The organism is Halobacillus litoralis (assembly GCF_020524025.1).
Classification (GTDB): domain Bacteria; phylum Bacillota; class Bacilli; order Bacillales; family Halobacillaceae; genus Halobacillus; species Halobacillus litoralis_D.
This window is the reverse complement of the sequence record NZ_JAIVKN010000002.1, coordinates 377,180-399,639: the sequence shown is the minus strand read 5'-3', so window position 1 is coordinate 399,639 and position 22,460 is coordinate 377,180. Positions and strand designations below refer to the sequence as shown.

Below are 22,460 nucleotides of genomic sequence, written 5' to 3'. Positions count from 1 at the left end.
AGTTTTAAGCATTATTAAGTGAGACTCTTCTATAAGGAGGACATTCTACGATTTTAGGGTGTCCTTTGTTTATACCGCGTTTCTATAACATATCGCGTATAGGGAATTTGACCGAACGTTTCAAGTTTGTAGAGTTATAGTTCCCTGTTATCTGGATGCATGGAAATACACTGACACGGTATGAGGGATTTTATTACAGGGTAAACGACTCATACTCTCTTTTTAGTGGTTAGCAGTTATTCATATACAGTAAGAAAAAAGCATTATCATTTTTGGAATAACTATTATTTTTTTACATTTCCTACTAAAAAACCAGACCATAGAACCGATATTACTAGGAGTATAGTCATAAAGAGTGGAGTGGTTGGTATTTGGAAAGATAATCTAAAGGCATCTTTAACTCATTTTAGTAAATGGATCAAACAAACCTCGTATTATCCTTTATTATATAAAGATTTGAATCAGTCTTTAACGGATGTCGATGAACCGATCCAACTCCTTATAACGGGAGGATTCGGTAGTGGTAAAACTACTTTTATTAATGCTTTTATAGGTGAGGAGCTTTTAAGTTCTTCTTCTATACCGGAAACAGCTATGGTAACCAAGTTGGTGTATGGAAGGGAAAGAGAACTTGCTGTTACTTTTAATGATGGGCGTTCAGACATATTTCCTCTAGAATGGTTGGAATCTCTTTCCACAGACAGGGAAGGCCCTGGAACCGCCATTAAGCCCTACATATCTGCTATAGAAATTAAGCTTCCTATAGACCTATTAAAGCTTATAAATATCATAGATACTCCTGGCTTAGATGCGAATTCTGAGCACGATAAAATAACAGAAAAAGCATTTCAACAAGCTGATGCGGCTGTATGGTTGTTTTACATGGAGAGCGCGGGAAAAGTTAAAGAGTATGAGTATATCAAACAACTTAAAGAATACCGGGTTCCTGTTTATGGGGTGATTAACCAAGTAGATGGTTTGGTTGAGGCTGTTGACGATGAAGAGGAAGAGCAGACGTTAGAGGAACTTGAAGATAATAGTAAGAGAGTTCAAGTGAATACAGATTATGCTTTTGAAGAGAAACCGATTGGGATTACAGCTTACCATGCTTTACAAGCTAAAAAGGAAAATGATGATGAGGAATTAACTCTCACCAACTGGTCCTCAGTGGATGATATGTTTCAAATAATATCAGTCAATAACTTATTGAAGCAGGATAGAATTTATCATGCCCTTCAAAGGTATTTGTTGCGTTTATTTCCTGAACTGGAGAAAGTGAGAGATTCGTTACCATTCCAAGAGTATAGACTTTTCTCCTGTGCCTTTGATGTGAATTATTTCCGTGAAAATTTAAAAGATTATCGTGAAACCATTAAGGCTATCCATAAAGTTTATGAAACCTGGGAAGAGTTTCAAAATGAGGATAGGCAAGACACTGACGAATTAGAAGAACTGGATGTACTCCTTTGGAAACTAAATACAGTAGCGCCTCAAGCGCTGACAACGCAAAATTTTCAATTTTATGAGATGAGAAACGAGTTGAAAAAACTCTCAAATAAGATAAATCAACATTACGAGTTCCTAAATGAATATCAAGATAAAAAAAACGATGTGGAAGCATGGGCAGAAAGATTAGAGCACCAATGGAGTTCTTTGAAATACAAAACCTTTTGGGGGATGGGAGAACTTCGCGCCTTTGAAGAGGATCAAATTAATCAGCGTGTATCCTACAACAAACTCGAAAAGTTTTATAAAGATCTTGCACGGGACCAACAGCGCATTTCAAAAGAAGTAGTGGATTTCAATCAAAAATTTCAATCCTTAATGTCAGAATTTCTATCTAGCCTTGATAAATATGAGGAAAAGCAAATAGAAAAGGCTAACCAATATATTGGTGACAAGCAACAGGAATACAGGGACTTAACGGAAGAGTCTCTCTCTAAGATCCACACGTTTACAAAAGATGTGAGTCAGTTAGTGCAAGGTCTTGGCCCAGCCTTTGAGGAAAAAAACGAGAGCGAATCGTTTCAGGAAACGTATCAAGTATTTAAGAGGATCTCACATTTAAATGGGACGTATGATTTTACTAAAAAGAACTTGAAGGATTTTAAAGAACTACATAATACAAAGCCCTTGGTGAAAAGGGCCAATAGAATTGTAATTCCATTCTTAGACGAGACAGTTGTTGAGAGTGCGCAGTTGTATCCTCCGCGCAAACCAACGGCCCACCCTGTCTATTCTCTTATAGAAAAGCTAAGTAAAAAACGGAAAAGAGCGTTTAAGCTTTCATTAATAGCAATGGTTATATTTTTTATCGTTCAGACAGGAACCATAGGAAAGATGATGGCTTCAGAGCCTGAAGAAAAGAACATGGAGTCTAAAACAATTGCTGTGAATGAAACCTCTTATGAGGAAGAGAGGGATGATAGAGAACTAGAGGAAGAGTCGAATCATAGGGAGGAAGAATTTGTAGCTCCTTCAGAAATGGAGTCTGATCCTGAACCCGAAGTTGAGGATGTACCTGTCCACCTTCCTTACGATCAAGTGGAGCGCTTCTTTGAAGAGTACCGGACGCAATATTTTAGAGCACTCAACCGGAAAGATTTTTCTATTGTTCGTCCTTACCTGGTAGAGAATAGTCAAGCATACTCCGTACTTGAAAACTACATTAGTAGAGAACTTCCAGAAGTATACGAGTTCCGAGATCAGCATGTTGACGTTTTATCTGTATCTGAAGTTTTAGAAGACGATGTCATTCATGTGGAGACATATGAAACATTCACCTATGAAGATGAAAAGGGGGACCAGTACTATTATGCGAAGGAAAAAGAATATACGTTAAACTATCGAGATTATGATGACTCGTTGTCTATTAAATACTTAGATACAGTAAGTGATGAAGTTGAGGTGGAACGGTTTAATACCCTGGAAATGGTATCACGTCAAGATATTTATGATTATATGTATGATCATCAAGTAGAAAAATTTAGGGCGATGAATTCAAATTCTGTGGAATTGGCCTCCAGCTTTTATGAAGGAGATAGTGCGGCTGAAGAAGAGCTAATGCAGGAAATCGAGGCTTTTGATGACCAAAGTAAACAAATTGGGCTGCAAGAATATACGGTCTCGGGCATCGAAGAAGACGATGCCACACATTACATAGTTGATATAGAAGTGAAGCAAGTAATTGATCATGAAGAAGAAAACGTGCGTATCATTCAAAATCTTTTCCATCAATATCGTGTATCCGTAAACAGGGATGGATTTATGAGGATAACTGATCATACTCTGGAGCAGTTGAAAGATGAAAGGGTGGAAAGTACAGAAATATCAAGCAATGAAGATAGTGTTGAGACTAACCAACAAAGTACAGAGGAAGACCTAGGAGGAGAAGGATGAGCTTTTCAATCGATCATTATATTAAATTGGTAAACCGTTATGATCATCATGCGGATCGTTTACTGGCACTACTAGAAGGTATGAACGATCAGGTGAAAAAAACGAAGTTGGAGACTTACAGAGATGAACTGAAGTATGATCCTTTTACTATTGCAGTGGTAGGAGAGTTCGGCCGCGGCAAATCAATGTTCATAAATGCCTTATTAGGAGAGAAGATTCTACCTTCTTCTACAAAAGTGACCACCACTATCTTGAACCACATTTCTTATGGGGAAAGGTCGGAAATTGTTCTGCACTTTCATGATGGAACGGAGAAAGTTATTACTCAAGAGGAATTTAAACAACTGGTTGCACCTATGGAACCATACAAAGGGGATGTTCAGTCTGAGAAGGAATATGAAGAAGCTGTCGCTTACATTCAAACCATTGCTTATGCGAATGTCCGTTACCCGATTGCCTTTTGTAAAGATGGTGTAAGAATCATTGATACCCCTGGTTTAAATGATGGAAATGAAGCAAGAGACCAAATTGCTTCTGAAATCATTCCGCGCTCAGATGTGGCTATTATGTTGTTAACAGCAAAAGCACCTTTATCAGCATCAGAAATGACGATGCTCAAAGACCGTCTCCTGGATCAAGATATTCAAAAGGTCTTTATCGTAGCGAATTTTAAAGATGCACTAAGGACCGAAAAAGATGAGGAAGAAGTCGTAGGTTATATCAAGAACAACTTAAAAGAAGTATTTGAACATCCTAAAGTCCATCTTGTTTCGGCTAAACAAGCTTTGACAGCAAAACGATTACAAAACGGGGAGAAACTTCGTGTCAGAAATACAGTAGACCTTGAAGAAACAGGAATTCCAGCTTTTGAAGAGGCTTTAGCAGATTTTCTGCAATATGACCGAGGGAAAGTCAAACTCAAACGTCCTGTGCAGAAAAGCATCCGACTAATTGACCAAGTTGTCACCCAAGACCTGGCTGTTGAAAAATCAGCGCTGTATTTGGAAACCGAAGTACTCAATCAAAAAGTCGAAAAAATCCGCAGCCAATTAGTGGTATTTGAACAAAGTGGTGCTGCGTCTCTTGCTAAGATTAAGGGGTTTCTACAAAAGAAAGAGCAGGTTTTAGTACGATGGTACAAGGATGAGTTGGCAGACATAAAAAAGGAAGTTTTACATACATTTGATGCGGCTCCTTCCTTAAACGGAATTGAAGAAAAGGTTGAGCGAAAACTGGCTCAACGGGAACGTCAGCTCCATAAAGAGAAAGTCGAGAAAATGCAGGCATTGACAAAGGAGATTGTCGAACTTGGTAGTAAGACACTGAATTCAGAGTGGAAGGAAATTGAAGGATCGTTTGAGGAGCTTACACCTGTTGATGAAACTGCCTTATCTGTCCAGTTCCAAGCGATGGAGAACTCTTTTGATATGTTCAGAGAAATTTATGAGGAATTGGATATTGCTTGGGGAAGAAGTACCAGTTTTTTTGGAAAAGCAGCTGTAGGGGTTGGCTTTGTTATCAATACCTTCTTTGCTGGAGTCGCTGGGATTTGGGACGCCATCTTTGGAAAGTCGGAAGCTGAGAAACGGAAAGAGGCAAGAAGGAAGTTTAGTACAGATTTAACAACTAGTCAGACGAAAAAGCTTGAAGCCATGAAAAAGGAATGGAAGGCAGTTATTAAAGGCACAGAAACAAATTACCGTAAAATTGTAAATAACCAAACAAAAGAAAAAGAGCAGCAGCTCAATACAATTGAGCGGAAGTCAGACTTGGAAAAAAGCGAGATTGATCAGCGATTGAATGAAATCAATGTACAACAGACAACCCTGCAGGAAATAAAGAAGGCTTTCTATGAACTGGATGATGAATTGGAAATGGATTCAAGAAAGGAAGTGCTGGCGTGAAAGACGAGCGATCGAACCAATTATTAGAAAGAATCGAACAGTTTTCAGATGAGTGGCAGAAACTTTCACCCCATAGTCCTCAAATAAAGAAGTTAGAGGAACTTCAGCAAGATATGCGCTCAGACTATTTCACGTTAGTCACCGTGGGAGAATTTAAAAATGGAAAGACGACATTCTTAAATGCATTAATTGAAGAACCTTTGCTGCCCGTCAATGTTACGCCGACTACAGCTGTTATCCATATGCTTTATAAAAGTTCGGCCAATCATTTAGAAGTTTTGAGAAGCGATGGGTCCAAAGAGGCTTTTCCATTAACTATGAAAGCATTGGAAAGGTTTACTGCGAAAGCCGACTTTGACCCAAATGAAATCAACTATATCAAGGTTCCTGCTCATCCACCTTTTTTAGAGGACCAAAGGGTTGTTCTTGTAGATACTCCGGGTGTCAATGACCTGAATGAACATCGAATAGCGGTTACTCATAGGTTCGTTCCGCGCGCGGATGGGATCCTATTTATGGTGGATATCCACTCCCCTTTCAGAAAATCAGAAATGGAATTTTTGAGCGACTATTTACTGAAAAAAGGCGTGGATAATATTATTTTCATCGCGAATTTTATTGATCAATTGGAAGATGAAGACGAAATTACTGAAGCAATAGAATTTGCTAATCGCCGTCTTAGTCAATGGACAGGCAGAAAAGATCATACAATCATTCCCATTTCTGCTTTAGAAGCGTTAGAAGGAGTTACAAACGAAGATAAGGAACTGTATCGCTTTTCAAATATAGATGAGGTAAAACAAGCGATACAAAAACTGATTGACCATGGCGATACAAAGCAGGAAAAAATCAAACGTTTTGAAAACCGATTAGAACAAATATGTTTTTCTATTTCACAAGAGATTGAAAATAGAGCTGAAGTGCTCCACTACTCTGTCGAAGAACTAGAGGTAGAAAAGAAGCAACTAAACCGATGGATAAGTGAAAAGGATGTATGGGGAGATAAGCTGGATGAGTATATAAAAGAGCGGACGGACGAAATTACATTCATGACGCTTAAGTCTGTCGATTATTTTGAAGAACAGTTAAAAAGGGATATTGAAGAAGCGGTTGAATACCACCATGGGGATAACATCCAAAATTTTGTTGAAAAACATTTGTCTAGGAAAATAAAAAAAGATATCACCAATTGGGTGGAACAAAGGAGTCCGTCTCTTTATACCTTATTCAAAAAATTAGAAAATGAAATTTCAGAGGGATTGTCCAATGCTTTTCAAAGAAAATCTATTATTCAAAGCGAAAATCATCAAGTCGGTTTTACATCCGTCATTGATTTAGATTCTCCAGAAACCTCGAATACTACTGTGATCTCCGGGGTTTTGACAGGCGGATTGACTGTATTCGCTTTAGCTTTAGGAGCGGGGATTTTAGCGCCTGTGATTGGTTTTGCGGGGGCGCCGTTGGTTGGGGGTCATTTGAAGAGAAAAGCATGGGAGCGTGTAAAGCCGGATATTCTAGAAGCTACCGATCAACATATTACCGCCATATTCAGAGACTTACGCAATCATTTCCATAGCTATATCAACCAAACAGCTCAGGAAATACAAACAGGCTCAAATCTTGAATTTCAACGCATGCTCACCTTCTATCAAGAACAGCTCAATAATGAGATAGAAGAAAAGAAAAAGTCTGTTCATGTACGTAAAGATGAATTGGAGCGTTTAATAGATTATAAAGAGCGTATCTTGCAAGTAGAATCATCCAATGATATTCAAAAGGAGCCGATTGCATGAGCGAATATATAGTAGAAGCCGCCGATAGTGGGGAGACCTTTGATCAGGACTTCCATTCACCTTCAACAAACCTCACTGAACTCCATCATGAGGTCCCTCAATTGGATGTGAATTCTTTTAGTGGGCAGGAAATTTTCGACCAACCCGACCCACTGAAACACGCCCAACAGTATCAGTGTCCTAAACTTGATCTGACACCAGGTGAACACTTTGTGCAGCCTCATTACGTGGACGGATATTTTAGAAGTGATGGAACATACGTAGAAGGATATTACCGGGACGGGGGTGGGAATACAAATGTGAACCACTCTGTATCTGAAGGTGGAGGCTATACACGTACGAATCCGGATGGTTTAGAGTCCAATAATAAAAATTTTTAGTAATATATTTACGGTCACACTATGTTTTTAGTGTGGCTTTTTTTATATGAGTGGAAGTTGAGGAGTATATCTATTTAGGAGAAAATTCATAAGTTATTTGTAATAAATTTTGGTTAATTTTATCTAGTGAAAAAAATAGCTAAACTCTTTCATTCCTAATCCGATATTAGTAATGAAACCGTCAAGGAGGATGATTGCTATGGCTTTAGTATTAGGCAGGAAGCCTGGAGAAAAAATTATTATTGAACATAAGGACGAAATCTGTGAGGTTGAAGTAGTTAAATCTCCAGATGGACATCTGCGATTGAAGCTTACAGGGGATAAATCCTTTAACTTCTATCGTGAGGAAGTATTCAAGGGTAATGACTCTATAAAATAGAGTGATTATAGATTTATACGGCCAAATGGACGTGGCTGTATAGAAAAACAATTACATGGAGGTTTTTTAAAATGAGAATTAATCACAACATCGCGGCGTTAAACACTTATCGTCAGCTAGGACAAGCGAACAATGCTCAATCTAATTCAATGGAGAAATTGTCTTCTGGTCTTCGTATTAACAATGCTTCTGATGATGCAGCTGGTCTTGCGATTTCTGAGAAAATGCGTGGGCAGATTCGTGGGTTGGATCAAGCTCAAAAAAATGCTCAAGACGGTGTTTCTATGATTCAAACTGCTGAAGGTGCTCTAAACGAAACGCATTCTATTCTCCAACGTATGCGGGAGTTAGCGGTACAGTCCTCCAATGATACGAATACTGATGCTGACCGTACTGAAATTCAAAAAGAGGTAGAACAGCTGAAAAGTGAAGTTAATCGAATTTCCACAGATACGGAATTCAATAGTAAAACATTGATGGATGGATCTTTTGAAAAAGGTGCTGCTATATCTACTGCAGGTGATACAGGTATTACCGGTGCTAAAGTATTTGATGCCAACCTTAATAACGAAACCTATTCTGTAACCACAACTTCTACAACGGTGGATGTTGATGCTTCAGCAGTTACAGGTGTTAACAGTATCGCAATTAATTCTGGATCGTCTGACGTTGCTGTAGGTAGATATACAATGGAAGTTTCAAATTATGATGGTACTGGTGAAACAGCTGATATTGTAATTAAAGACTCTGATGGTAATGAAGTGGGTTCAACTGCATCGGCTAATGTTTCAAGCTGGAATGCTAGTAACATTACAGTAGGGGACTTTGACATTACAGGTACTACTGATGGCTCTGCAACAGATGGTACTTATTCTTTTGAAGTTCAAGCAGATGCGACATTCGCAGTTAAAGCTCAAGATGGAACAACCGTTGAAACAAAGACCATTACGGATAATACAACAGGGAAAACAAATGTGGGTGGATTAGAACTATCCTTTGATTCTGATTTAGGTGACTCTGCTGTAGATACTAGTATTGACGTAACTGGTAATACATTGAGTTTCCATATAGGCGCCAATGAAAATCAAACCACAAACCTGTCATTAAATGCAATGTCATCTGAGGCACTAGGCGTTCAATCTCTAGACTTAACTACAACTACTGGAGCTGAGGGTGCAATAACTACTATAAACGACGCAATTGAGACTGTTTCATCTGAGCGATCAAAATTAGGGGCTACACAAAACCGTTTAGATCACACTATAAATAATCTTGGCACTTCATCTGAGAATTTGACAGCTGCAGAGTCACGCATTCGTGATGTGGATATGGCTCAAGAAATGATGAATCAAACGAAGTCTTCTATCTTGGCTCAGGCCTCTCAAGCAATGCTTGCTAAAGCTAACCAGCAACCACAAGGTGTTCTACAACTTTTACGTTAACTTTATTTAGTTTTTAGTACATATACCTTATTGGTTTGATCTGTACTAAAGACCAACCCCCCCTCTTCTTATACAATGGAAGTGGGGGGCTTTTGTATATAATACATAGACTATCTTTTCCTACTTCCATTCATGTGTCACGGAAAGTTTCCCTCCTCTGTTTACCCTACCACCTGAAAGTTTGGGAATAGGATATGGAACAATCAGATGCCTTGAAGACGTATGGATTAGAATATAAAGTCAAAGCAGACATTTTTTCAATCGATTCCCGTCTTTTTTTCTAATTCAATCGTCTAATTATTAGAGGGGGAGGCTCTTACTTACATAAGGTTGGAGAAAAAAGTACGAAGTCATAGAATGTACTTACTATGATGGTATTAGCGCCAGCGATTCTGTTGGTAGTTTGAAATGTATGTACCGCAACAAAAAAATGGAAAGAAGAAACGACTTCTTCGTTCAAGCGGCTGTGAAGCATTCGTAGCTGAAGAGATTCCATGGAAAAGGAAACAGAAAAGCTGGCTCACATGTTAGTTGAATGATGCACGATTATCCGAAACGTATAATTATCGATTTTCAAAGTAATCAAGAACACATTGTCGAACGACTTATTTAAGTTAAGTTTTCACACGGTACATAAATAGTTGAAGGAGACGAGGAACTATATGATGGAAAAGGTCTTAAAATGGTCAATGTATTCGCTGGGAGCATTATCTCTTATTGTAATCGGAGCAATTGCTTGGTTTGTTTTTTCAGGATTTCAATCAGGTGGTAATTCCATAACGGAAGAACAAGAGCAGGTTATGAAGGAAGTCAATGAACCAACGGAACAAAAAGAAATAAAAGCTGTTGCAGAAGACGGTACTCCTTCCGAAGGGGCTTTTATGCAGGCACTACACGAAATGACGCACCAAAAGGTTAAAGCAAACAGAAAGCGCGGAAGTCAACAAATAACGGCGGAACAAATAGACCGAATGCTTGGAATATTGAAGTCCGTTGAAGAAACTAAAGATCATTATGAGCATTTTAAATTTTATAAGAAGTCGTTGGAAGCATGGGATGAAGGCGACTTCTCCAACGCCATGACTGTTCACAATACAATTTGGGGTTGGCAAGACGGGGAGGTTGGAAGGGCGACTGGCCTTATGAGCGAAGATGAAGAACGTGAATATATCAAACGAAACTTCTAACCAATAATTCTATAATTGTCCCCGATACCGGTATGTTAGGGCGGTAAAAGGTAATGTAGTCGATGTCGGTGCCTGATTATACAGAAGTTCAATACTGTCCTTTTTATTAGGTCTTCATTTAGCATCCGACTCAGTTTATGAGATAATTGTCAGGGAACGCTTAACTAGTGAGGTCTCCATACTAATCGTAAAAGGAGTTTTACAATGACAAAGTACACAGGATATGTTGGAACGTATACGAAACAAGATAGTAAAGGCGTTTATCAGTTCACACTCGATACAGACAATAAAGAACTAAGCGGTGTGAAGCTGGCGGCAGAGCTTGGTAACCCAACCTACGTTACCGTAAGTGACGATAATAAAAATTTATATGCGGTCACAAAGGACGGAGAAAATGGCGGTGTAACAGCTTTCTCCATTCATGAAGAAACGGGTGAGTTAACGAAATTAAATGATCAATTTGCTGCCGGGTCTCCTCCCTGTCACGTGAGTGTCGATCATGAAACAAACACAGTAGTGACAGCCAATTATCATACAACGAAAATTGCTTCTTACTTAACGAACGAAGATGGATTCTTGAACCCTGCCACTTCCGTAGTGGAACATGAAGGTACGGGTCCACATGAACGTCAGGAAAAACCGCACATGCACTATGCTGGTTTTACACCGGATGAAAAATATGTGATTGCGATTGATCTTGGAAGTGACCGAGTCATTACGTATGTTGCTGATAATGGGAAGTTGAATGAAGCGCAAGTGTTCAATACAGCTCCTGGCTCAGGCCCTCGCCATATCACATTCCATCCGAATCAGAAGATCGCTTATGTAATGACCGAATTGAGTTCAGAGGTTCTTGTGCTTCAATACGATGAGAAAGACGGAAGCTTCACTCAACAGCAGGCAATCTCAACAATTCCTACAGACTTTAATGAAACAAATGATGGCAGTGCGATTCATATTTCTTCTGATGGACAATTCGTTTATGCTGGAAACCGCGGTCATAACACGATTGCGGTTTATAAAGTCGACCAGGACTCTGGTGAATTAACGTTTATTGACTGGACATCCACAGAAGGAAACTGGCCGCGTGATTTTGTCCTGGACCCTTCAGAAGAATTCTTGATTGCAACGAACCAGAAATCAAACACGATGACATTGTTTGAAAGAGACAAAGAAACTGGAAAGCTGACCCTCGTTCAATCCGATGTGTATGTTCCTGAACCGGTTTGTGTGAAGTTTACGACTGGTGCTTAAGTAAAACAGCTTCATATTTAAACAAAAAAAGCCTTAAGACAGAGATCTCTGTCTTAAGGCTTTTTTTGAATGTATAACCGTTAATACATTCAAGGGTCTCTACTTAATCACCCTTGTTACTTTACTGATAAAAAATTCATCTTTTCGTTCCTATAAGGACAGGACTGGAATCGATCCAAAAGATTTATTTTCAGAAAAATTGTAGAAATCTGATAATTTTTATTATAGACTTGTTGTATATAGAAATTGTATACAATCTTTAAACACAATGGTGGTAGAGAAAATGAATAAAAAGAAAAACGAAGCGATCGCTTATGAAAAAATTAAACGCGCCATTATGCTGAAACGCCTGGTGCCGGGTCAGAGAGTAACCGAAGACTGGGTGAGCAATGAGCTGGAGATGAGCCGGACTCCGATCCGGGCTGCATTTACCAAGCTTGAAAACGAGGGACTGATTGAACTCGTTCCACACAGGGGTGCTTTTGTCTGCAGTCCGTCTGATAAAGAGCTTGAAGATGTGTTTAATCTCCGCATTGTGCTTGAGAGCTATGCTGCAGAGTCAGCGATCCATCAAATGACGGATGAGCATTTCAAAGAGCTGGACGAGCTGCTTAAAGAAGAAGTAAAGGCTTATGAGGACAAGGACTATGAAGAGTTCCTGCGAATCAACTCTCATATTCATGCATATCCGGCTAAAGTCGCTGGGAACAAGTTTCTTCTGCAGGAAGTGGAAAGGCTGAACCAATGGGCGGACTGCTATTTGATTCTGAGAGACAACTTCTACACAACGCCGATGGATCAGGTCCTTTCTGTACCGGAGCACCGGGAAGTGGTGAAGGCACTGAAAAAACGGGACGCTGCAGCGGCTAAAAAAGCGATTGAATCCCATATGCTTTCTACTCTGAATGATCTTGCTGAAAGAACATCGATTTTTAATTAGAGGAGGAATAAATCCATGACAACGCATGCTTCTATTGAAACGAATATCCCGGGTCCAAAGGCAAGTGAGCTATTAGAGAGGCGTCATCAAATTGTACCGAATGCGGTCAGTTACGGTATTCCGACGTTTGCTGCGAAGGCAGATGGCGCGAAGGTGACCGATGTGGATGGAAATACGTTCATTGATTTTGCCGGTGCGATCGGGACGATCAACGTCGGTCACTGCCATCCGACAGTGACAAAAGCGCTGCATGATCAAGTGGATCAGTATATTCATACAGGATTCAACGTCATGATGTATGAACCGTATATCGAGCTTGCTGAAAAATTGGCCGCTCTTGCTCCGGGTTCTCATGATAAGAAGGTATTACTGCAGAACAGCGGGGCCGAAGCGGTTGAGAATGCGGTGAAGGTGGCGAGAAAGTATACGGGAAGACAGGCGGTAGTGACTTTTGAAAACGCTTTCCACGGTAGGACACTAATGACGATGTCGATGACGAGCAAGGTGAAGCCTTATAAGTTTGGCTTTGGACCGTTTGCGCCGGAGGTATATAAAGCCCCGTTCCCGTATCCATACCGTAAACCTCGTGAGATGACAGAGGAAGCGTACACCAATTTTATGATTGAGGAATTCAAGAAGTTTCTTTTGACAGAAGTTGCGCCGGAGACGATTGCCGCCGTTGTGATGGAGCCTGTTCAGGGCGAGGGAGGATTTATTGTTCCTGAACAACGTTTTGTCCAGGCTGTGAAAGCCCTCTGTGAGGAACATGGCATTCTCTTTGTCGCCGATGAGATTCAAACAGGGTTTGGACGTACGGGGAAATATTTCGCGATTGATCACTATGATGTCACTCCTGATTTGATTACCGTATCCAAGTCGCTTGGAGCCGGAACACCAATCAGCGGCGTCATTGGGCGAAGCGAAATCATGGATGCTGCGGGTGCTGGTGAGCTTGGCGGTACATACAGCGGGAATCCACTGGGCTGCCGCGCTGCTTTAGCGGCCATTGAGGTCATTGAAAATGAAGGGTTGAACGATCGTGCCCTTCATATTGGCGAGGTTGTGAAAGACAGGTTTAACCGCTTGTCTGAAGATCTGGATTGTATCGGCGAAGTACGTGGTCTTGGAGCGATGGTTGCTGTAGAAATAGTGGAAGACCGGGAAACGAAGGCACCGGATAAACCGCTGACACAAAAAATCATTGCAGAAGCTCAGCATGCAGGGCTCTTAGTGTTAGGAGCAGGTTTGTATGGAAATGTCATCCGCTTCTTAATGCCGCTTGTCATTACTGATGAAGAATTGGACGAAGGACTTTCCATTTTAGAAAAAGCGATGAAAAACTGTTACACACCACAACACGCATAAGAAGGAGGGTTCCCTATGAATATCGTTATTGACGGAGAACAGGTGCAGACGGAGAAGACCTTCCCTGTCTATAATCCAATCAATCAAGAAGTAGTGGCTTCTGTACCGGATGCCGGGGAGCGTGAAGCCAGGCTTGCCATCGATGCCGCCCATCGTTCCTATCTTGTCTGGAGAAAGACGACAGCCGATGAACGGGCAGCCTTTCTTCACAGATGGTTCCATCTAATTGAAGAGCACACCGAAGAACTGGCGGAGATCATGACAAAGGAACAAGGAAAACCGCTCAAAGAGGCAAAAGGCGAAATTGGTTATGCGAACAGCTATATTTCCTGGTTTGCCGAGGAAGCGAAGCGTGTTTATGGACAGACGATTCCGGCTTCAAAACCGGATAAGCGGATTCTCGTTCAAAAGCAGCCGGTAGGCGTTGTGGCAGCCATTACTCCTTGGAATTTTCCGGCCGCTATGATTACTAGAAAAATTGCCCCTGCGATAGCAGCAGGATGCACGGTTCTGATTAAACCAGCAGAAGAGACGCCGTTAACAGCGATCAGGTTGGTAGAGCTTGCCACTGAAGCAGGCGCTCCTCCTGGATTGATCAATATTTTGACGGGCGATGCTGAAACGATCAGTGAGGTATGGCTGTCTGATTCGAGAGTGAGAAAACTCTCATTCACAGGTTCGACTGAGGTTGGGAAGCTGCTGATGAAAAAGTCGGCTGACACCATGAAACGAATTTCACTGGAGCTTGGTGGACAGGCACCCTTTGTCGTCCTTGCAGATGCTGACGTAGACAAAGCGGTTGCAGGAGCGGTTGCTTCTAAATTTAGAAATGCCGGCCAGACCTGTATCTGCTCGAACCGTTTCTTCGTGCATGAATCAATCATTGATGAATTTACCGATAAATTAAAACTGGCGGTCGAAGCGTTGAAAGTCGGCGATGGCATGGACCCTGAGACAGATATCGGCCCGCTGATCAATCAAGCGGCGTGCGATAAGGTGGCAAAACATATAGAAAATGCAATCGAGCATGGAGCGGAACTGGTCACAGGAGGCGAAGTTGAGCAGTTAGAGGGAAGCCTGTTTATGCCTCCGACGGTTTTGAAAAATGTGGATGATTCGATGCTTTGTATGAACGAAGAAACGTTTGGGCCTGTCGTTCCAATCACATCTTTCAAAGGTGATGAAGATGCGATTGAACGTGCCAATAATACACCGTTCGGCCTGGCTGCTTATCTATTCACGGAAAATATGAGTAAGGCACTTACGCTGTCAGAGGCTCTTGATTATGGCATCGTCGGTGTGAATGACGGATCACCATCTGCCGCTCAGGCTCCATTTGGAGGGTTTAAAGAAAGTGGCATGGGAAGAGAAGGCGGTCCACAGGGCATAGAGGAATATCTTGAAACGAAATATATCTCTTTGGGTCTGTAATCTATCACAAATAGAAAAGGAGTTTTTTAGATGTATAAACCAAAAGATTCTTCCTTATCTCCACGCTTTTGCGGAGTGAGCACATTTATGAGATTAGAAGCCGTTAAAACAGAGGAAAATGTTGATTTCGCCGTCCTTGGTGTTCCTTTTGATACAGCCGCTTCAAACCGCACCGGGCAGAGAGGCGGCCCGCAGCATATCCGTAATTCATCGGTACTGCTCCGCCCTTACAATCCGGATCAGGATGTCAATATCTTCGATTACGCTTCTGGTGTGGATTATGGCGATATTGATGTCATTCCAGGCAACATTCACCGTACATACGACAATATCGTGGAAGGGCTTGAGCCGCTCCTCGAAAAATCCGTTACTCCGATCATCTTAGGAGGCGACCACTCCATATCCTTAGGAAACTTGCGCGCCTTCCATAAGAAGTATGGCAAGATGGCTTTTGTCCATTTTGACAGCCACGGGGACACCTGGGACAACTACTTTGGAGAGAAGTATATGCACGGTACGCCATTCCGTCGAGCAGCAGAAGAAGGCCTTTTGGATATGGACCGTTCGATTCAAATCGGTCTGCGGGGACCTCTCTACGGACCGGAAGACATCAAAGATGCTGAAGACATGGGCTTTGAGGTATTGACGATGAATGATGTCCGCCGAATGGGTGTTGAAAAAGTATTGGAGCGGGTTCATGAGAAAATCGGCCCTGATCACCCGGTGTTTGTCAGCTTCGACATTGACTTTGTAGATCCGGCTTATGCGCCTGGTACGGGAACGCCTGAAGTAGCCGGCCCGACCAGTTATGAAGCGTTGGAATGTGTCAGAGGTCTGCACGGACTTAACCTTGTAGGGTTTGATCTAGTCGAAGTCCTGCCAACCTATGATGCCGGCGATATTACTGCTGGACTCGCTTCTGCTGTAGGGTATGAAATGATCAGCCTTGTCGCCATGAAAAAGAGAGCCGAACAAAAGGCTTTAACCAGATAAACACCATTTTTGAAAAGGGGGAATGCACGTGAACTCGCAGGAAAAAGTGGACCATTGGCAGGAAGGAACAGACGCGTCGTCTTTCACGAAAAGAGATTACCGGATGTTTATCATTCCATCGGTACTTGGTGCTCTGCTCTTCTTAGTACCCATCTATTACAATGGAAAAGTCACGATTGGTGTCGGGATTATGGCTGAATTTCTTCAATCCTTTTTTGAAGGGTACCTTTATATTTTCATGACTATCATTTTAACCTTATCTGCTCTGGGGGCGGCCTACACGATGGCCGCCAAACCCAGGTGGATAATGAAATCTGACTTTCTACAATCCTTATTTTTGATCCATCCGTTTTGGCTGATCATCCGGACGATAGGGGCCGTATTTGCCATCTGCACGATCTTTCAATGGGGGCCGGGCTGGCTGTACGCCGATATTACTGGAGGAACCGTCCTTTATTCCTTAATTCCAGTCCTGACAACATGGTTTTTGTTTGCAGGTTTACTTATGCCCTTAATGTTAGAGTTTGGCTTGATGGAGTTTGTCGGTTCGATCTTTCGAAAAATCATGTATCCGCTTTTTAAGCTGCCCGGCCGTTCTTCCATTGATGCCTTCGCTTCATGGATGGGCAGTGGAACAGTAGGCGTCCTCATTACAACAAGACAATACGAAGAAGGTTTCTATACGAAGCGGGAAGCAGCCGTCATCTCGACCACTTTCTCCGTCGCTTCGATTGCCTTCAGCTTAGTCGTCATTACCTTCATCGGACTTGAACATATGTTTGTTCCGTTTTATGCAACCATCGTCGTAGCCGGTCTTGCAGCTGCTGTTATGTGTCCGCGTATCCCTCCTCTCTCTAAGAAAAAAGACGAATATTATGAACCCGTTGGACAACAAATCAGTGAAGCTGTTCCTGAGAATACGTCTGATTTTCAGTGGGGACTAAAAAAAGCATTAGAAAAAGTCCAGAACATCACCAGCTTTAAGCAGATCGCTAAACAGGGCTTCCAAAATGTCCTCGATATTTGGTTCGGGCTGCTTCCTTTAGTCATGGCCCTTGGAACACTCGCACTGATTTTAGCGGAATTTACGCCGGTATTTAATTATCTTTCGTACCCGGTCGTAGGTCTTCTGCAGCTTTTGCAGATCCCTTCCCCGGTAGAAACGGCTCCAGCCATGCTGGTCGGTTTCGCTGACATGTTCCTGCCTGCCGTTGTAGGAAGCGGGATCGAGAGTGAACTGTCCAGATTTGTCATTGCCGCTGTATCTGTCACGCAGCTGATTTATATGTCTGAAGTAGGAATTCTGCTGATTAAATCAAAGATCCCTGTCGGTATGGTAGACCTTATTGTCATTTTCCTGCAGCGAACATTAATTACACTGCCGATTATCGCCATTATGGCGCACCTGTTCTTTTTTTAAGGTGACCTATGAAAAAGGAGAGGAATGGAATGTCTACAGAAAAACACGTCTATATCAATGGAACCTGGGAGTCTGGGGACGGAAAAGAAAGAGTACTCACCAATCCGCATAACGAACAAGTCATCCAAACGATTCAAGAAGCTTCTAAAGAACAGACGGAAAAAGCTGTCCATGCAGCGCGTGAAGCTTTTACAAGAACAGACTGGTCAACAAATAAAAAGAAGCGCACAGAATTTCTAAGGAAGGCTGCCGATGGAATTGAAGCAGCTGCCGATGAAATAGCGGAGATCGAATCACGGAACACCGGAAAGCCGATCAGAGAATCCGTCATCGATGTTGAGGATACAGTCACTTGTCTGCGTTACTATGCCGGCCTTATCGAACAAGAAACGCCGAAAGATATCTCGATGGATGACGGCACATCCAGCTGGATCTTACGGGAACCGATCGGCGTTTGTGCCCTGATTGTGCCGTGGAATTTCCCACTCTTACTCGGAATGTGGAAGATTGCCCCTGCTTTGGCGGCAGGGAATACCGTTGTTTTTAAACCTTCAGAAGTCACGCCGCTATCTATCTTAAAGGTCGTAGAAATCTTCGATCGGATCGATCTTCCTGAAGGCGTCTTTAATGTCGTCTTAGGAGACGGTGACCCGGTGGGGGACTCACTGGTCACCCACCCGCTGACCGACAAAGTATCATTTACGGGTGGATCGGAAACAGGACGGAAGATCAATGAAACATGCGCGCGCTCTTTAAAAAGGGTTTCGCTTGAATTAGGAGGCAAATCTCCGCTCCTTGTGTTTGATGATGCAGAAATCAACAACGCAGTGGAATGGATTTTGTTTGGAGGCTACTTCAATCAGGGAGAAGTCTGTGTCGCTTCTTCAAGAATACTCGTACAGGAGTCGATTTATCCTGAGGTGCTCCAGCGGTTGAAAGAGAGAATAGAAGAAATCAACGTAGGAGATCCCATGGATGATTCCACTGAGATGGGACCGATCATCAACCGCTCCCATTTTGAGAAAGTAACGGGCTATTTAAAGAAAGGTGTAGAAGAAGGCGCGACCTTATATGGTGGAGAGATCCTTCAGGACAAAGGCTATTACATGCGTCCCGCCGTTTTTGCAGATGTCACGCAGGAAATGAGCATTGTCCAGGAAGAAATCTTTGGGCCGGTGATTACAATTCAGCCGTTTAAGGATGAAGAAGAAGCGGTCTATTTAGCGAACGACACCATCTACGGTCTGGCCGCGGGTGTACTTTCCGCTGATATTGAAAGAGCAGAAAGAGTAGGATCTAAGCTCCAGGCAGGCACGGTGTGGGTGAACAACTATCATATCCCTTATATAGAAGCTTCATGGGGTGGCTATAAACAAAGCGGGATCGGCAGAGAACTTGGTCCTCAAGGTCTTTATGCTTTTACCGAGACCAAACATTTGAATATCAACCGGACATTAGCATCTCCCGGCTGGTATGCGTAATCCCCTTTTACCGCAGAGGTCATTTTTAGTGAGCCTTTGCGGTAAAAGGGGTTACTAAGTCAAGAAACGTTCTTTTTTTGTCTTTAATTTACAGAAAATTAAAAATAAAAGGTGGTTAGATCATGGCTGACTGGATTGAGAATTTTGGTAATGATAATGTTCGTCCGACACCAAAGAATGCAAGAACCATGACTTTTTTTAAGACGTTTACTTTATGGCTGGCGGCTAATGTCGTCATCACTTCTGTATTAACCGGAATGTTGTTCATTCCTAGTATTTCGTATACGACTGCGATGTGGGCGATTCTTTTAGGATCATTAATTGGTGCCATTCCACTTGTTCTGACAGGCTTAATCGGAACTAGAACCGGCCTGCCGACCATGGTTATGAGCCGTGCGGCGTTCGGTCAAAGAGGTGCTGTGCTTCCTGCCGTTGCCAATACTATCGTACTTATCGGCTGGAGCTGGATTCAAGCGTATATGGCAGGGCTGAGTTTAAACTATGCGATTGAATATATGACTGGATACAGCAATATTAATCTGTTTGTCCTCCTGACAGAACTGATTGTTGTTGCGATTACGATTTATGGTCACCGCGGAGTCGAGCAGCTGGAGAAATGGGTATCGATTGCGATGTTGATTTTGTCCTTTGTCGTCTTCTTCAAGTTGTTTACTACATATGAGGTGGGGTCTCTATTATCCATCCCAATGAGTGAGAATCCTGAAGTAACGGCGATTATCGCTTTTGATATTGTCGTAGCGACAGCCTTCTCCTGGATGTCCTCTGTCTGTGACTTTAACCGGAACTGTACGTCAGAGAAAAAAGGGATGCTTGGAACCTATATCGGTTATATTTTAGCTTCTCTTATTGCAATGGGGCTTGGAGCAACGGTAAGCGGGTTCAGTATTTTGTCTGGAATGGAACAGACGTATGATCCTACCGTGTTGTTATCCCAATATGGTTTCGGCCTTGTTGCTGCCATTGTCGTCTTCTTCTCTGTTCTTTCTACAAACGTCATGGCGTTATACAGTGCGACCATGTCCTTTATGACGGTTATTCCAAAGGTCGGTTTCTGGAAGCCCGCCCTGGTTATGGGAATCTTATGTACACTGGGTGCTTTATTGAAAGAGACGCTGATGGCCAACTTCTATAACTTTGTTTTGCTTATCGCGACTATGTTCATCCCTGTCTTTTCTATTATTCTCGTCGATTACTTTTTATTGAAAAAAGCAGAATATGATGCGGAAGAAATCTACTCCAATGCGAAGGGTACGTATATGTATTCAAAAGGAATCAATATCGCTGCTTTTTCTGCGTATATTCTTGGGGCTGTATTCGCCTACTATTTCACTTACATCACACCGCTGGTGACAGGAGCTACCATTTTAACTTTTCTATTCTCAGGAGGACTCTACTGGGTATTGATGAAACTGATGTATCAAAAATCAGCACAGACGAAGGAAGATCCATCTATGAAGAACGTAGGAGGGTTATAAAACATGAGCGTTACCATTGCTCTCAGTCAGCACGCCTATACACCAGGTGATAAAGACGCCAATATTAGGCGGATGGAAGAAGATATCGAACGTTGCATGAACAAGAATGTAGATCTGATCGTTTTTCCAGAGCTTGCTGCAACCGGCTATTTTTTATCGCCTGCGCTGCATGATGTGGCAGAAGAAAAGTTCGGTCCGGTTTATGAACGGATGTCAACTGCAGCGAGAAAAGGAGGGGTTTATCTCCTCTATGGCTATGTAGAGAGAGCTTCTTCCGGCGATCTTTATAATTCGACGGTTCTTCTTGATCATAATGGTGAGTTTGTTGCTCACTACCGGAAGATTCACCTGACTCCGCCTGAGAAGGAATTTTTTAAAGGCGGAGAGGATCCGGTGGTCGTCCAAACACCTATAGGAAAAATCGCTCTTATGATCTGCTGGGACCTGGCTTTTCCTGAATACGCGGCGTATTTATCAAAGCAGAACGTTGAACTGATTTTAGCACCTAGTGCATGGGAGTCTCCTTATGAGAATCCATTTGCCTCCTTTGCATCAGCAAGAGCGATAGATACGACAGCCTATGTGGCTGCGTGTAACCATACAGGAGATTCAGGCCGGTTATCTTTCTTTGGACAGTCCAGAGTTTACAGCCCTGACGGAACGGTAATCTCAGAGTATGAACAAATAAAAGACAAGCTGGTCGTTACCACCATTGATTATCGCACCATTATCGATTGGAAGGATCGTTTCTTTACGATGAATAACGACCGGAGACCAGAAGTCTTTGAAAGGAAGGATTCCTATGCAAATCAAAAAAATTGTTGACCTCTCTATTCCGGTCACCAATGAAACCCCCGTTTACCCTGGGGATCCGAAGCCCCATTTATGCTCGGCTGCCAATATAGAAGAGCACGGCTACAATGTCAGTGAGCTGAATATCGGGTCCCATACTGGTACACATGTCGATGCGCCTTATCATATTGTCAAAGATGGAAAGAAAATCGATGAAGTGTCACTGGACCATTTTGCAGGGGAAGGGGTTGTCCTCGATGTAACCGATAAGAACCCCGGTGCCGGCATTACGATAGACGATATACGGGATGGTTTAGATAAACTTCAACCCGGAAAGATCGTCTTATTTCACACCGGCTGGGACGCCCACGTAGGGACGGACTTATATTTTGAACATCCTTACCTTACCATTGAGCTCGTTCATGAACTGTTGGAAAGAGGAGTGAGGACGTTCTTTATCGATGCGTTAAACATCGATCCTCCTGATGGAAGCAGCTTTCAAGCACACGAAGCGATCACGGGTGTGAACGGAATTATTGGTGAGAACTTTACGAACTTTGACCAGATCGATTTTGATGCGCCTTTTATAACGGCATTTCCGTTGAAGTTATCGGGAATCGATGGTTCGCCTGTGCGGGCGGTGGCGATGGAACTATAGCTTAGCAGCTATGAATGGTATCAATGGCGTGAAAATTTAAAAGGTACGGGGAAACGATAACTCGAGCAATGGACACTTAAAACGTGCTTCGTTGTTCGAGTTATTTTTTTGAGAAATTTAAGCCGAAAAAAGATACTCCAAATAGC

At 42.3% G+C, this 22,460-nt stretch carries 17 protein-coding genes; all 17 read left to right on the top strand.

Annotated elements, in window-relative coordinates; all coding sequences use genetic code 11:
- Positions 1–360: 360 nt before the first annotated feature.
- The 17 genes from LC036_RS08585 (at position 361) to LC036_RS08505 (ending at position 22,314) form a co-directional block, all read left to right on the top strand.
- On the top strand, positions 361–3,399 hold the full coding sequence (locus tag LC036_RS08585; RefSeq protein ID WP_226581056.1) for a dynamin family protein: 3,039 nt from the start codon (positions 361–363) through the stop codon (positions 3,397–3,399).
- Positions 3,396–5,303, top strand: a complete 1,908-nt coding sequence (locus tag LC036_RS08580) for a dynamin family protein (protein ID WP_226581054.1) — start codon at positions 3,396–3,398, stop codon at positions 5,301–5,303. Before LC036_RS08585 ends, LC036_RS08580 begins: the two co-directional genes overlap by 4 nt.
- Positions 5,300–7,096 (top strand): dynamin family protein, encoded by a 1,797-nt coding sequence (locus LC036_RS08575; RefSeq protein WP_226581052.1) that lies wholly within the window; start codon positions 5,300–5,302, stop codon positions 7,094–7,096. Before LC036_RS08580 ends, LC036_RS08575 begins: the two co-directional genes overlap by 4 nt.
- Positions 7,093–7,476: a hypothetical protein gene (locus LC036_RS08570; RefSeq protein ID WP_226581050.1), complete on the top strand. Its 384-nt coding sequence runs from the start codon at positions 7,093–7,095 to the stop codon at positions 7,474–7,476. Before LC036_RS08575 ends, LC036_RS08570 begins: the two co-directional genes overlap by 4 nt.
- A gap of 199 nt (positions 7,477–7,675) precedes the next feature.
- Positions 7,676–7,855: a carbon storage regulator gene (locus LC036_RS08565; RefSeq protein WP_226581048.1), complete on the top strand. Its 180-nt coding sequence runs from the start codon at positions 7,676–7,678 to the stop codon at positions 7,853–7,855.
- Between the two features lie 71 nt (positions 7,856–7,926).
- A complete protein-coding gene (locus tag LC036_RS08560) occupies positions 7,927–9,297 on the top strand; it encodes a flagellin (protein WP_226581047.1) in 1,371 nt (456 codons plus the stop codon).
- Between the two features lie 662 nt (positions 9,298–9,959).
- Positions 9,960–10,484 (top strand): DUF6241 domain-containing protein, encoded by a 525-nt coding sequence (locus LC036_RS08555; RefSeq protein ID WP_226581045.1) that lies wholly within the window; start codon positions 9,960–9,962, stop codon positions 10,482–10,484.
- A 204-nt stretch (positions 10,485–10,688) separates the two neighbouring features.
- On the top strand, positions 10,689–11,738 hold the full coding sequence (locus tag LC036_RS08550; RefSeq protein ID WP_226581044.1) for a lactonase family protein: 1,050 nt from the start codon (positions 10,689–10,691) through the stop codon (positions 11,736–11,738).
- Between the two features lie 283 nt (positions 11,739–12,021).
- Entirely contained in the window at positions 12,022–12,678 is a 657-nt protein-coding gene (locus LC036_RS08545; RefSeq protein ID WP_226581042.1) for a GntR family transcriptional regulator, read from the top strand.
- A gap of 15 nt (positions 12,679–12,693) precedes the next feature.
- Entirely contained in the window at positions 12,694–14,043 is a 1,350-nt protein-coding gene (gabT, locus tag LC036_RS08540) for a 4-aminobutyrate--2-oxoglutarate transaminase (protein ID WP_226581040.1), read from the top strand.
- Positions 14,044–14,058: 15 nt separating this feature from the next.
- Entirely contained in the window at positions 14,059–15,474 is a 1,416-nt protein-coding gene (locus LC036_RS08535) for an NAD-dependent succinate-semialdehyde dehydrogenase (RefSeq protein ID WP_226581036.1), read from the top strand.
- Positions 15,475–15,504: 30 nt separating this feature from the next.
- Positions 15,505–16,467, top strand: coding sequence for an agmatinase (gene speB / locus LC036_RS08530; protein ID WP_226581033.1), 963 nt, complete (start codon positions 15,505–15,507; stop codon positions 16,465–16,467).
- Positions 16,468–16,489: 22 nt separating this feature from the next.
- Positions 16,490–17,887: a YjiH family protein gene (locus LC036_RS08525; protein WP_413229859.1), complete on the top strand. Its 1,398-nt coding sequence runs from the start codon at positions 16,490–16,492 to the stop codon at positions 17,885–17,887.
- Positions 17,888–17,916: 29 nt separating this feature from the next.
- Positions 17,917–19,368, top strand: coding sequence for an aldehyde dehydrogenase family protein (locus tag LC036_RS08520; protein WP_226581030.1), 1,452 nt, complete (start codon positions 17,917–17,919; stop codon positions 19,366–19,368).
- Positions 19,369–19,490: 122 nt separating this feature from the next.
- Positions 19,491–20,864: a purine-cytosine permease family protein gene (locus LC036_RS08515; protein ID WP_226581027.1), complete on the top strand. Its 1,374-nt coding sequence runs from the start codon at positions 19,491–19,493 to the stop codon at positions 20,862–20,864.
- 3 nt (positions 20,865–20,867) lie between these two features.
- On the top strand, positions 20,868–21,689 hold the full coding sequence (locus LC036_RS08510) for a carbon-nitrogen hydrolase family protein (protein ID WP_226581024.1): 822 nt from the start codon (positions 20,868–20,870) through the stop codon (positions 21,687–21,689).
- Positions 21,667–22,314 carry a cyclase family protein gene (locus LC036_RS08505; RefSeq protein WP_226581021.1) on the top strand — a complete coding sequence of 216 codons (648 nt, stop codon included), beginning with the start codon at positions 21,667–21,669 and terminating at the stop codon, positions 22,312–22,314. The genes LC036_RS08510 and LC036_RS08505 overlap by 23 nt, the downstream gene beginning before the upstream one ends.
- The last annotated feature ends 146 nt before the right edge of the window (positions 22,315–22,460 follow it).

Coding starts and splice junctions, on each gene's coding strand:
- LC036_RS08525 (WP_413229859.1), top strand. CDS start 16,490: ATGCACGTGAACTCGCAGGAAAAAGTGGACCATTGGCAGGAAGGAACA.
- LC036_RS08520 (WP_226581030.1), top strand. CDS start 17,917: ATGTCTACAGAAAAACACGTCTATATCAATGGAACCTGGGAGTCTGGG.
- LC036_RS08550 (WP_226581044.1), top strand. CDS start 10,689: ATGACAAAGTACACAGGATATGTTGGAACGTATACGAAACAAGATAGT.
- LC036_RS08565 (WP_226581048.1), top strand. CDS start 7,676: ATGGCTTTAGTATTAGGCAGGAAGCCTGGAGAAAAAATTATTATTGAA.
- LC036_RS08535 (WP_226581036.1), top strand. CDS start 14,059: ATGAATATCGTTATTGACGGAGAACAGGTGCAGACGGAGAAGACCTTC.
- LC036_RS08515 (WP_226581027.1), top strand. CDS start 19,491: ATGGCTGACTGGATTGAGAATTTTGGTAATGATAATGTTCGTCCGACA.
- speB (WP_226581033.1), top strand. CDS start 15,505: ATGTATAAACCAAAAGATTCTTCCTTATCTCCACGCTTTTGCGGAGTG.
- LC036_RS08570 (WP_226581050.1), top strand. CDS start 7,093: ATGAGCGAATATATAGTAGAAGCCGCCGATAGTGGGGAGACCTTTGAT.
- LC036_RS08555 (WP_226581045.1), top strand. CDS start 9,960: ATGATGGAAAAGGTCTTAAAATGGTCAATGTATTCGCTGGGAGCATTA.
- LC036_RS08505 (WP_226581021.1), top strand. CDS start 21,667: ATGCAAATCAAAAAAATTGTTGACCTCTCTATTCCGGTCACCAATGAA.
- gabT (WP_226581040.1), top strand. CDS start 12,694: ATGACAACGCATGCTTCTATTGAAACGAATATCCCGGGTCCAAAGGCA.
- LC036_RS08545 (WP_226581042.1), top strand. CDS start 12,022: ATGAATAAAAAGAAAAACGAAGCGATCGCTTATGAAAAAATTAAACGC.
- LC036_RS08510 (WP_226581024.1), top strand. CDS start 20,868: ATGAGCGTTACCATTGCTCTCAGTCAGCACGCCTATACACCAGGTGAT.
- LC036_RS08560 (WP_226581047.1), top strand. CDS start 7,927: ATGAGAATTAATCACAACATCGCGGCGTTAAACACTTATCGTCAGCTA.
- LC036_RS08580 (WP_226581054.1), top strand. CDS start 3,396: ATGAGCTTTTCAATCGATCATTATATTAAATTGGTAAACCGTTATGAT.